General features: G+C 32.9%; 10 protein-coding genes. All 10 read right to left on the reverse strand.

What is annotated here, in order from left to right; genetic code table 11:
• Positions 1–45: 45 nt before the first annotated feature.
• Complete coding sequence (locus tag HPY79_07020) at positions 46–387, reverse strand: translation initiation factor (protein ID NSW45546.1); 342 nt, start codon at positions 385–387, stop codon at positions 46–48.
• On the reverse strand, positions 377–757 hold the full coding sequence (locus tag HPY79_07025; protein ID NSW45547.1) for a MerR family transcriptional regulator: 381 nt from the start codon (positions 755–757) through the stop codon (positions 377–379). The genes HPY79_07020 and HPY79_07025 overlap by 11 nt, the downstream gene beginning before the upstream one ends.
• Positions 758–759: 2 nt before the next feature.
• Positions 760–1,737, reverse strand: coding sequence for a M23 family metallopeptidase (locus HPY79_07030; GenBank protein ID NSW45548.1), 978 nt, complete (start codon positions 1,735–1,737; stop codon positions 760–762).
• A 47-nt stretch (positions 1,738–1,784) separates the two neighbouring features.
• A complete protein-coding gene (gene vanZ, locus HPY79_07035; GenBank protein NSW45549.1) occupies positions 1,785–2,168 on the reverse strand; it encodes a VanZ family protein in 384 nt (127 codons plus the stop codon).
• Positions 2,168–4,834 (reverse strand): hypothetical protein, encoded by a 2,667-nt coding sequence (locus tag HPY79_07040; protein ID NSW45550.1) that lies wholly within the window; start codon positions 4,832–4,834, stop codon positions 2,168–2,170. The genes vanZ and HPY79_07040 overlap by 1 nt, the downstream gene beginning before the upstream one ends.
• A 12-nt stretch (positions 4,835–4,846) precedes the next feature.
• A complete protein-coding gene (locus HPY79_07045) occupies positions 4,847–6,925 on the reverse strand; it encodes a PKD domain-containing protein (protein NSW45551.1) in 2,079 nt (692 codons plus the stop codon).
• Positions 6,926–6,976: 51 nt separating this feature from the next.
• Entirely contained in the window at positions 6,977–9,100 is a 2,124-nt protein-coding gene (locus HPY79_07050; protein ID NSW45552.1) for a C10 family peptidase, read from the reverse strand.
• A gap of 81 nt (positions 9,101–9,181) precedes the next feature.
• On the reverse strand, positions 9,182–10,735 hold the full coding sequence (gene nadB, locus HPY79_07055) for an L-aspartate oxidase (protein ID NSW45553.1): 1,554 nt from the start codon (positions 10,733–10,735) through the stop codon (positions 9,182–9,184).
• A gap of 93 nt (positions 10,736–10,828) precedes the next feature.
• On the reverse strand, positions 10,829–12,559 hold the full coding sequence (locus HPY79_07060; GenBank protein NSW45554.1) for a phospho-sugar mutase: 1,731 nt from the start codon (positions 12,557–12,559) through the stop codon (positions 10,829–10,831).
• Between the two features lie 6 nt (positions 12,560–12,565).
• On the reverse strand, positions 12,566–13,432 hold the full coding sequence (rfbD, locus tag HPY79_07065) for a dTDP-4-dehydrorhamnose reductase (protein ID NSW45555.1): 867 nt from the start codon (positions 13,430–13,432) through the stop codon (positions 12,566–12,568).
• Between the last annotated feature and the right edge of the window lies 1 nt (position 13,433).

The raw sequence follows: 13,433 nt of genomic DNA on the forward strand, positions 1-13,433 counted from the left end.
ATTTTTAACCTTTTTTACGTTTAAAAAAATTAAAGGTTTTTACTTTTAACCTTTACGAATGGTTTTGTATCCTAATTGATTGAGAATATGTTCTATTTTATCTCTAAAATCGCCTTGAATAATAATTTCACCATCTTTAGAAGAACCACCGGTTCCGCATTTTGTTTTAAGTAATTTTTCAAGATTGATTAAATCGTCTTGTTTACCGATAAAATTGGAAATAATAGTAACAATTTTTCCATTTCTATTTTTTTTATCAAGACTTAAATATAATTTTTGCTTTTCTGGTGGGAGTGTATCGGGTTCGGTGTTTTCATTTTCAAATTGATATTTAAATTCAGGATTTGTAGAAAAAACAATATTAATTCTATTTTTTTTATTGTTCATTATTTATGCTTTTGAAATGTGTTGATATTTCTTTTAAGTTTTCTTTTATAGTAAGCAATTCGTCTTTTATTTGTATGAGTTTAGATAAGATATGAGTTGTTTTATCAATTTCTGTATCACTTTTACTATTAATATAAAGTTTAGCACCATCGATGGTAAGTCCTTTTTCTTTAAGTAAATGATAGATGAGTTTTATGTTATCAATATCTTTAGGTGTGTAGTATCGATTTCCTTTTGCGTTTTTAAAGGGTTTAATAATTTTAAATTCTTTCTCCCAGTATCGAAGTACGGATGCAGCTATACCAAACATATTTGCAACTTCTCCAATGGAGTAGTGTATTTTTTCGATATTTGGTTTTTTATATGGCATAATTAATCTAATGCAATTCCACCTTCTTGTGCAGACATTTCTATCATTTTATCGTATTCTTCTGGTGAAAGGTCGAGATAAAAGAAATTTATTGGGTTAATGGGTTTATTATTTTTTCTAACTTCATAATGAAGATGAGGTCCTACTGATTTACCTGTACTTCCTACTTTTCCAATTATTTCGCCTCTAGATACCTTTTGTCCTTTTTTAACAAGTATTTTGCTTAAATGAGCATATCGGGTTTTATATCCAAATCCGTGATCAATAATTACTTCGTTTCCATAACCGCCCTTTGAATAATTGGCTTCAATCACAGTGCCATCACCGGTGGCTCTAACATTTGTACCTGTTGCACAATTGAAGTCTATACCTTCGTGCATTTTTTTTATGTTGCGGTAAACAGGATCGTATCGAATTCCAAAATGAGAAGTGATTTTAAATTTGTCTCTTATTAGAATTGGTAAAATTGCTGGCATCGATTTTAACCACTTTTCTTTGTTTTTGGCAAGATAGACTATTTCATCAAAAGATTTTGATTGAATATATATTTGTTTCATTATTTGATCAATATGTTTTGAGGTGTGGATAATTAAATCGGAATGTTCTAAATTTTCGAGTTCTTCGTATTTTTTAGCTCCACCTATGCCTCCTTTACGAACACTTTCTGGTATGGGTTCTACTTCAAAAAGGCTTCGGTAAATATTGTCATCACGATATTGCAATTCGGCTAATATTTTTTCAATATCTTTTAATTTCTTTTCAAGTTCTTGGTATTGAAAAACCAACATCTTGTTTTCACGTTTTAAAATTTTTTCTTTTGGAGAATCGAAAAATATACTGTATAAAAATGCTCCAACTATTGCAAAAAATAAAAATGAAGTAATGGAATATATAACTCTTAAAATTTTGCTTTTAAGGCTACGCTCAACTAAGTGATAGGTTAGTGTTTCGGGATTGAATTTATATTTGATTTTTGACATATTTAAAAAGATGTTTATTCACTAAGCTTTGCAAAGATAATAAATAATTACAAATATTTTCCTAAATATTTAGATTGGTAAAGCTTAAAGAATAAGAATAGAGCCCAACATGTACCTAAACTATCAGCATAAAAATCAGCCATTTCTGCTGAACGTTTAATGAAAAAATATTTTTGAAAGACTTCAAGGACAAAACCAAATAAAATTATTGTAAAAAAGAGTAAAAAACGAAATTTTAGTTTTACATAAATATATTTTCGATTTAGCATATATGAATACCATAAAACATACAATACAAAGTACCATATAAAATGTACAACTTTGTCTATATATGGAATGTGTAAAAATTGAAACTGATTTATTGAATTTCCTGAAATAGCTGAACCTATTAAGATAAATAATGTCCAAACAATTGCTAATCCTAATTTCATCAATTGTTAACTTTTATGCTTAGAATTGATTTTGAGGTTTTAATTTTAATGATGTACAAATTGTTGTCTAACTTATGTTGGATTGGTATAACATTGTTGCCTTCATTTAATACAATGTTAAAATCAACTAATTTGATTCCTAATACATTGTAAATGGTAATATTGGCAAGATCGGAACTGCCATCGTTTTTAATGTATAAATTTTGTTTATGATAATAGGCCGATAAATTAGTATTTAATGCATTTTCTGGAATATTTATGTAAAGAGGATGAACATATTTTGAAATACTATCGGTATCGCAATTATTCCAAACAGTGAGCGTTGTTAAAACGCTATCTGAGCTATTATATTGATGAATAGGGGATATTTCTTTTGAAAAGCTACCATCGCCAAAGTTCCATAAGCAAGAGTCCATCCGTTGACTTTGGTTTTGGAAGTAAACAAAATAACCCGCTTTAGTTGGTGCAATTTCAATAAAATCAGCTTTAGGGGCATCGCATATTTCAATTTTATCGAATGCAAATCCGGTGTTTTGAACAGTTCCTTTGAAATAAAATCTTAACTTGATATTGCTAGAAACATAATCTTTTAACGAATGTTTAACTTGTTTCCATCCGTTTGAGTTTTCGGTCCACGAATAACCGGAATTGTACCAATTAGGATCAGAGGCTGAACCTAAAGTATTCCAAATAATGGAAGTGCCATTTTTTACTTGAACCTGGCAATATGTGGGATAAGTTTCTTGATACCAAATGGCGCTTTTAAAAACGGGATTGTTAAGTGTCGAAAGATCAAAACATGGACTGTAAACATAACTTTCTTCTGCAAGATTATGATAGCCCGAAAGGTTGGTAGCCCATACGTTAGTGCCTGAAAATGCCTGAGATAATGCGGTGTCGTTGGGTTGTCCCCATTGCCATGAGTTGTTCATGCCAGTGGCATACCAAAAACCATTATTGTTTTCGAAGTCTTCGATGTATGGATAAAGCGTAATACTTGGAAAGTTCATGATGTTGTGTAAAATAGTATCATTTAATCGATTTTGATCGTTGGTAAGATTGCAGTATATTTTTAATTGATATAACCCGGCATTAGCAAAATTAAAAGTTGTATGGGTTGTATAGAAAATACTTTCATTAAACGATAATGTATCGATAATTTCTTCTTGAACATAATGATTGCCATTATCAATTGAAAAATATACAGGGAAATGGTGTACATCATTGAGTCCGTTATTGGTAATTTTTACTGTTATTTTTTCATTGCCGGACAAGCCACACGAATCGTATGGGTATGTAACCATATTAATAGAAACATCATTTTGTGGAGATTCGCTAATTTTGAAGTTGTCAATAGCGATGCCTTCATTTGTGCCATTAACGCCACCTCTGAATGATATACGTAAAAGAACATTCGATTTTCCTCCTAATCCATCGAGGGTGTGTTGAGCATGTACCCAACCGCCGGTACTTCCGTTCCATCCCATATCTGAATATCCCGTTGGTGTGTTATACCAGTTAAAGCCTTCGCCTGTATTGCCAACTCTGTGCCAAGAATAAGCCGAATCAATGCTATATTCGAGTTGTGCAATATCGGCAACTTCTGTTTCATACCATAAATCGAATTCGACGATGGGCAATGTTACAGACGAAAAGTCAAAACAGGGGGATAAAATGTATGAATCTTCGGGCGAAAGATAATCACCACTTAGATTGGTTGCCCAGCATTTTGAGCCGCTCGAGGCATGATTGATAATTGGAGCATTGGGTTGACCCCATTCCCAAGAAGTTGTTGGTTGAAGGTCAGAAATCCATTGGGTATGAAATCCTCCATTATCATTTTCAAAATCAGTAAAGAACGGAAATGACGAAATAGCATCGCTATGAAAAATCCACTTGGTAATGGTGTCGTTAATGGAATTTTCGTCATTGTTCAGATGCACAAACATTTTAATTTTATAAGCATGATTTACGTTAGATAAATCAGCAGGTGTATAAAATGAATAATACAATTCCTGGTTAGGGCTTAAATGATGCACACTTGTTTCAATCACAGGAGCATTATTATCAATTTGATAGCCGCATATAACTGTGTCGATGGCTTGTGTTCCATAGTTTTTGTAAACTAGGAGCATGGGTGTTTGAGCATTTAAGTGACATCCAGAACGGGGTTTAAACATCCAAATAGCGCCCACGTCGTTGGTATGACTTTCGTCCATGTTAATAGAAAATCCTGTAGAAGGGAATAAATTAGCAGCATTATAAGTGTCTATAATAATATAATAGGTATGATTTGCTGTTAAGGCTATGTTTGAAAGCTGAGGATTTCCATTTGATGCTTCATTTTTGGCTACACAATTCGTAGTAGATTGATCGGGGCAGCCGTCTAAAATAAATAATCCTACTAAAACATTGGTATTGGTGAGCTTTATTGTTACATTTATGTTGGAGCTTGGGGTATAGGCAAATACAAAGTCGTTTCCGCTCATATACAAGCTATTGCAAGCCATAGTATCGTTATAGTCATTGCCAAAACCTTGTGTAGTTTGGCCTGATAAATTAAAAGGTAGGGCATCAATAATATATGGGTTATTACAATCTTTACCAACTTGTGCATACATTAACACAGTTGACATAAATAAAATTAAAAATCCAATAGTTTTCATAGCTATTTGATTTTAAGGAATTATTATTTTCAAATTGCTTGATTTTTCATTAATGGTAAGTGAAATAAAATAGATTCCTGATGGTAGATTATTGAGTTCGTGAATTGTTAATGTATTTTCGCCGTTATTTAACACAATGTTTTTGTTAATGATACATTGACCAACAATGTTGTTAACTTTCAGATTTAAATTTTCTTCTTTATTAGTTTTAAGCCACAGTTTTGAGTTTTCGTTAATGGGGTTAGGAAAAATTGTTGGCAGGTATTCTGCATCAAAACTATTAAAATTAATATCGCTTGCTTGGTCTAATTGAATATCGTCGATGTAAATGGGGTTACCATTATGGCTGGTAGCTACAAATTTTAATCGGATATATGGTTTATTTAAAAATGTACCAATGCTTATAAATTCTTCTTTCCATTGTTCGGGTTGTGGTACAAAATTATTGATAAAAACTCCATTGGTAGATTGTAACAAAGAGCCGCTTTTACTTAATCGTGGATACCATGTTTGACCACAATTGAACGAAGCGTAAACATCTAAACGATCGGTAGAATTTTCGTCTATTTGTGCATAAGCTACCTTAAATTTAATGATATTAGATGTATTTTGTCCCGCAATAGCTATATTGGATGTAGCAATTTCTGTTATTTCATTATCTTGATTAAGATTGTTGGGTGCAACCAAACAGGCAGTTCCTGTATAGCTTGCATTCGTAGTTCTATTCCAGTGGTTTGTCGCATTACCACTGATAAACCATGAATAATTTAAATCATTAAAATAGGGGAAATTATTATCTTCAAAACTTTCTGTCCATGGTGGCGATAATAAATAATTAGGATCTTGAATTTGAATGATATTATTTTTTGTAATGGTACTATTGCCAGCAGGATTTGAAACCGTTAATGAAGCGGAGAAAATACCTGCATTGGGGTAAGATACAATGGGATTTTGTTCGTTAGATGTAGCAGGAGTTCCACCCTGAAATGTCCATTCAATAGAAGAAATAGAATCGGTGTGCCATGTTAAATTTGTATATTGGATTGTGTTATTCACACATCCAAATTTTTTATTGTAAGTAAAATCGGCAATCGGTTCACAAATAGCTGGAGAAGTATTATTAGCAACCCCCGTAGCTATTAAATTTTGCTGTGTCCATAGATTATTTCTTCCGCTTATAGAGCTATGAAGTGCGGCTCTCATACGTAGCTTTTGTCCTTCTGTGAACATTCTATCGCAATAAGCGTATTCCATATAATTTTGGACATTGTCGAGTGATCCACAGGTTACTGCATATAGGTCACACGAAGTATGCCCAATGGTATTTGGTGTATCGGTTACTTCATCGTCGTCGTTGCAATTTTCAGCTAAACCTGGTGTGTTAGAGTTTCCCCAAGGATGCATTAAATTTAAATAATGTCCAATTTCGTGTGTAAGCGCTCTTGCTCTTGAATATTGGCCTGTACCAATACTACCAACATAATTTGCTAAAATTAAAACTCCATCTAAAGGTACTCCCCAAGAACCATTGACGCTTGATGGATAGTAAGAATAACCTGCAGCTCCGTTAGCAATAGAAGCTACGGTCCAAATATTTAAATATTTTGTTCTATCCCATGATGGAGCAATCATTTTAGTGTTTTCGTCAGCATTATAAGTAAGTGTAGAAACAACTCGATCGATTCCATCTGTACAATTTCCGTTGGGATCTATTTTTGCTAACCGAAATTCAATTTTACAATCTGCTGCTATTGCTTTAAATTCAGGTATAATATCGCTGGTGTCGGCATTTAATTTTCTAAAATCTTCATTTATTACTCGAATTGCGTCTAAAACTTGTTCTTTTGAAATATTTTCGGCTCCATAATTGTGTACGATATGAAAAACAACAGGAATTATGATAATAGTATCTTCTTTTGTGCTTTTAGAAATGTACTTTTGAGTAAATTGTTCAAGCTCTTTTTTTGATTGTAAGGCAAGTGGATTATTTTCTTCTGCCCATTTATTTATTTCTGGGGTTTTACAAGGTAAATGTTGTGCATATGCATGAATGGTAAATAAAAATACTATAGATAAAATTAAATGTTTCATTTGAATTATATTAAGTTAACAAAAAAAGGCTGGCAAATGCCAGCCCATAAATTATTGATGTATTAATTTATAAACAGATTCTTTGTTGTTTATATTTATTCTTACAAAATATAAGCCTTCGGTTAATGTTTGGGATTGAATAATTGTGCTGAGTGAAATTTCTTTATCGCCTTGATTCATTGTGGTTTCATAATTTCCTATGGTTTTACCAATAATATTTTCAAGGCTAATTTTAACATTATTATTTTGTTCGTTTAAAGAGAATTTAATGGTAGCATCGTTTATGAAAGGATTGGGGAATATTTCAACTTTATTTTCGATTAAATTATTTTCAATTCCGGTGAGTGTTGTATTATAGGTTAATTTAAAACCACCAGCAGTAGTGGTAGAATTGGAGGTAAATTTAACAATAACCTTGCTAGCTCCCTGAATATCGAGTGTAGAAGGAGGTACATTGGCTGACGTATAGGTTCCAATTAAATTAGATGTAACGGTAGAATTTTTGTATATTTTAAGGTTATCGGTTTGGTCAGTTGAAGGGAAGTCAAATTCTTGGAAGTTAAGCGTAAAAGCAGTTGCATTGGCAGGTTGTAAATACCAAGTACAAATTTTAGAATTATCGTAATCGCAGGTTTTACTTCCATCCTCAACTGTACCTGTAACATCTGTTAAATATTTTGTTCCTTGACAGGTGGTTGTAGTATAGCTAGCATACCATCCTAAATTATTATCTGAACCATCAGTGACAAAGCGAATAAGCATAGCACTTCCAGAGCTGTTTAAAATAGTTGTACCTGGTAAGTTAGAATTTGTATAATCGGCTAATAAAGAGTCGGCAGTAGAAGTACCGTCATATACATAAACATGATCGCCATTGCCAAGTTCAAAACGGTCGAAGGATAGGCTAACAGAATTAGCACATTCGGGTTGTATTAAATATTTGCAATCTTGGTTGTTTAAATAGTTTTGGTTACCACTGCCATCATTGAATGCACCGGCTCTTCCAATAATATTTTTAGTTCCACTACAAAATTCGGGATAGTTATTGGCTGGATAAACATTTATAACAGCACCTTGATTTTGAGTTAAATCATAGCCTCCAGCAACTAAGCTAGATAAGTCGTAATATCCGTTAGCGCTTCCACTCCATCCCCAATTCATATGAAATTGGTCGCCATTATAGCCGTCGCAATTCCATGCATGTCCTGAAGTACCATCTGAGCCTTGGTAAGCCATAGGCCATTTGTTGTCGATCTGTTGTTTTAATAAATTTTTCCAATTGGCATCTGAGTAGCTACTTTTTTGAACATATTGGATATTGGTAGAATAAAAGTAATACGTTTTTAATGCAGTAGCAATTTTAGATGTTTGACTTCCGGAACCATCAGGACCATAATTCATATCAACAGCAACACTACAATGATATAATAGTTTTGCTACTTCATTGTAATTTGTGGTATTCACAATATTAGGCATGCTATACCAATTATAAGTTTGAGTGCCATAGTTTATGGTAAGATTACCATATCCACCATTCCAAATAGAATAATTGGTATGCGAACCAGTTCCTTGGTTGGGATAATTGTAATATTTCATGAGTTGAGCCATAGAAACAGCAACACATCCAGCATAAACATGTCCTCCAGGACCATTGGCATCGACAGGGCAATAAGCATTCCATGGCCAATCTTGATTCCATGTGTGCAGTAATAAAGGCTGTATTGCTTTTTCTTTGGTTAATAATGGTTTTTCTACTAATAAATTATTCCATTCGTTTTGAATTTCGGAATTGGCTTTAATATTATTACTTTTAGCATATACGATTTGTTCTTTATAACCATTCATCCATTCTGAAAATTGGGGAGGTTGGTTAAATAATGGATAAGGACCTTCGAAGCTATATCCAATAATAGGTTTAGCAATATCATCGGCTGAAATAATTACAAAACCTTCGTTTTGGTTTACATTAAAAACATAATATACAGGTTCATTATTGAAATATTCAGTATATACCCACGATAATTGGATATCATCAAAAGATTTATTAAAAAGGTTGTTTGCTTTAATGTAATATACATTTTTGGCAACTTTTTGGGCAGTTTCAACATCAACTTTTTTGGCAAAAACACCAAAAAATACTATAATTAAAACCAACGATAATAAAAAATGTTTCATAAATTATAAAGTTTAAGGTTATTCGTTCGATACAAATATATGTTTTTTATATGACAAAAAAAAGTTGATAAAAGTTGCATGCTATGATGGGAAATCAATATTGTAATGTAGGCCAATGCTTTCTTTTCTATCCATGGCGGCTCTTATAATAAGATAAGCAACATTAATAGAATTACGTAATTCGCATAACTGAGGTGAAATTTTTGTAGTTTTATAGAGTATTTCTGTTTCGTTATGTAGCATTTTTAATCTTTCGAAAGCGCGTTTTAGTCGTTCATTAGAGCGAACAATTCCGACATAATTAGTCATTAATTGTTGCAATTCTTTTAGTGTATGTGTTATTAATATCATTTCTTTTGGGTGGGTGGTGCCTTTATCGTTCCATTGGGGTACATTTGTTTGATAGTTAATATAATCGATATGGTTTAATGAATCTTCGTAAGCTTTGTGAGCAAATACAATAGCTTCAATGAGTGAGTTAGAAGCGAGCCTGTTGGCACCATGAAGTCCGGTAGAAGCGCATTCGCCGGCAGCATAAAGATGTTGTATGCTCGTTTGTGCATTCATATTAACTTTTATTCCTCCGCATAAATAGTGTGCAGCAGGTGTTACAGGTATGGGTTCGCGTGTTATGTCGATATTGCGTTTTAAACATTTTGCGTAAATTGTTGGAAAATGTTCAATAAGTTCGTTTTTATTTAAATGTGAGGCATCTAAAAAAACGTATTCATCGCCGGTTTTTTTTAAAATATAATCGATGGCTCTTGCCACAATATCGCGGGGAGCAAGTTCTTCGCGACTATCGAAATCTTTCATAAAATAATACCCATCGATGGTTTTGAGTTTAGCTCCAAATCCTCTTAATGCTTCAGTTATTAGAAATGCTGGTCGTTCGGATGGTAAATAAAAAGCGGTAGGGTGAAATTGTATAAATTCCATATTTTCGCAATAGCCTTTGGCTCTATAAAGCATGGCAATGCCATCGCCAGTAGCAATGCTTGGGTTTGTAGTTGTTGAATAAATATTGCCAATTCCACCTGTTGCTATGAGTGTTATTTTGGATAGAATGGTAAAAATTTTGTTTTGTTTTAAATCGTGAACGTAAACGCCATAACATTCAATATTGGGCATACCACGTTTAACTTCTATTCCTAAATGATGTTGTGTTATTAAATCGATGGCAAAATGATTTTCGAGTACAGTAATATTTTTGTTTTCGCGAACTCTTGCTGACAATACACGTTGAATTTCGTCGCCGGTTTTATCTTTGTAATGTAGTATTCTGTATTCACTATGTCCTCCTTCGCGAACAAGATGAAAACGCCCTTGGGTATCTTTATCGAATTGTATGCCCCATTGAATAAGGTCCTCTATTCGTTTGGGTGCTTCGCTAACAACCATTCTTACAACAGTTTCGTTGCATAAACCGGCGCCTGCAACAAGGGTGTCTTTTACGTGTTTTTCAAAGTTATCGGGATTATAGGTAACTGCTGCTATACCACCCTGAGCGTAACGGGTATTGGTATCTTCGAGTGTTTTTTTTGTAACAATGCAAACACTTCCTTTTTGAGCTGCTTTTAGTGCAAAAGCTAATCCTGCTATTCCTGAGCCTAAAACTAAATAGTCGAATTTCATGTGTTTATTTTTATTTTTTGAGCTAAGGTTAGATGGAACTCACATAATAATCATTAAATTGTATGTTTAATATTTAATGATGTTCGTTTCATTTTATAGGTTTAAATCTTGTTTTATTAGAGCAATTTTTTGGTCGAGTAATTGGTTGGCAATTTCGTAGTTAGTATTTATGGTAGCTTTAGTACCAATATAAAATTTAATTTTAGGTTCTGTGCCACTGGGACGAATGGAGATTATTGTTTCGTCTTCTGTAATAAATTGTAAAACGTCTGATTTAGGTAATGAAATAGGGGTTACTTTATTTGTAAAAACTTCTATTTCTTTTTGTTCTAAATAATCTTTTATTTTAATAATGTTGGAATTGGCTAATTTTTTTGGGGGGTGATTGCGAAAGTTATTCATCATGTTTTTTATTTCTTCTTGTCCGTTTAATCCTTTTTTTGTTATAGAAATCAATGCTTCTTTGTATAAGCCAAATTCTTTATAAATATCCATGAGGATATCCCATAAGGTTTTATTTTGTTCTTTTGCCCATGCTGCGACTTCTGCAATAAGCATGCATGCCGAAACTGCATCTTTATCGCGAACGTAGTCGCCAATTAAAAAACCATAACTTTCTTCGCCTCCACAGATGTATGTTTTTTTACCCTCGTTTAAGCGAATAATTTCTGCAATGTATTTAAAACCAGTTAAAACGTCGAATACTTCGACCTGATATTTTTGAGCGATTTTAACCAGCAATTCAGTTGTAACAATGGTTTTTACAATGTATTCATTACCTTTTAATTTCCCTAATTTTTCCCACTGCTCTAAAATATAATAAGTAAGTAAAGAAGCTGTTTGATTTCCGTTTAGTAAGATAAATTCGTTTTTCGAATTTTTAACCGCTATGCCTACTCTATCGGCGTCTGGGTCGGTAGCAAAAACAAGATCGGCATTTATCTTTTGTGCTTTTGATATTGCCATTTCAAGTGCTGATTTTTCTTCGGGGTTAGGACTTTTTACGGTTGGAAAGTTACCATCTATGATTGCTTGCTCTTTTACAATTTGAATATTGGTAAAGCCCATTCTTTTTAATGCTTCAGGAACAAGTTTGATTCCGGTACCATGCAAGGGGGTATATACAAAAGACAAATTATTGTGTTTTTTGATGATTTCTGGTTGTAAGCATAATTGCGTAACTTCATTAAAATAAAGTTCATCGAACGATGAATTTAAAATATGAATATTATCTTGATGTAGATTTATTTTAACTTCTTCAAATGATTGAATAGCTTTAACTTCGTTGATTATATTTTTGTCGTGGGGGGCAATAAATTGTCCTCCATCATTTCCGTATGCTTTGTATCCGTTATATTCTTTGGGGTTGTGCGAAGCTGTAATCATGATACCTGAAACGCAATTCAATTTTCGAACTGCATACGATAATTCTGGTGTTGGACGGATATCATCGAAAATAAAAACTTCAAAACCATTCGATGCACATACATTGGCAGTAGTGTGTGCAAATAACTTGCTGTTGTTTCGGCTATCGTAAGAAATGGCAATTTTTTTAGGTTCGTTAGGAAAGGCTTTTAAAAGGTAGTTACACAACCCTTGTGTAGCCATTTGAACAATGTATATATTCATGCGGTTTGTACCAATGCCCATAATACCTCTAAGACCACCTGTTCCAAATTCAAGATTTTCGTAAAACGCTTCAATGAGTTCGTCTGGATTATTGAGCATTTGTTTAATGGCTTCTTTTGATTCGGCATCCATTAAATTACTTTGAAGCCATTTTTCGGCTTTAGATAATGCAATTTGGTATCTTTCGGTATTCATGGTTATTTATTTTAAAAACGTTAAACATTTATTTAAGCTATCGCGCCAATATGGTATATCTTGGTTAAAGGTAGTTCTAAATTTTTCTGTATTTAATACACTGTATGCAGGGCGTTGGGCTGGAGTTGGATATGCTTCGGTTAAAATAGGATTTACTTTACAGGGTAGGTTGAAATAGCTTACTATGTTGTATGCTAAATCGTACCATGAACAAATGCCTTTATTTGCAAAATGATAAATACCTCTTTTAAAGGTGTGGTGATTGTTAAAGTGTTGCTCAATAATATTTAAAATAGCACGAGCAAGGTCTTCTGCATAGGTAGGACATCCTATTTGATCGTAAACAACATTTAACTCATTACGTTCTTTAGCATATTTTAAAATATTTTTTACAAAGTTATTTCCAAATGTAGAATAAAGCCACGAAGTACGTATAATCATTGTTTCGGGATGTCGCAACGCTTCTGTTTCGCCTAAAAGTTTAGTTTTTCCATAAACTCCAATAGGATTAGTTGGGTTATCTTCTGTATAGGGTTTATTAGTTTTGCCATCAAAAACATAATCGGTAGATATATGTATAAGATGACATTTATAGCTTGATGCTAAAAATGATAAGTTTGCAACGCCTTCTACATTAATAAGTCGGGCTATTTTTTCGTCGTTTTCAGCTTTATCTACTGCGGTGTATGCTGCAGTATTGATAATATAACTGACTTTATTGTTGTTGAAAAAAAGTTTTAATTTTGATATGTTTGTAATATCGAGTTCGTCAATATCGGTAAAAGTAAATTTTAGTTTTGGATAATCGGTTGCTAATTTTTTTATTTCACTACCAAGTTGACCATTCGAACCAGTTACCAAGATATTGTTCATA

The sequence above is a fragment of the Bacteroidales bacterium genome, from assembly GCA_013314715.1.
Classification (GTDB): domain Bacteria; phylum Bacteroidota; class Bacteroidia; order Bacteroidales; family GWA2-32-17; genus Ch61.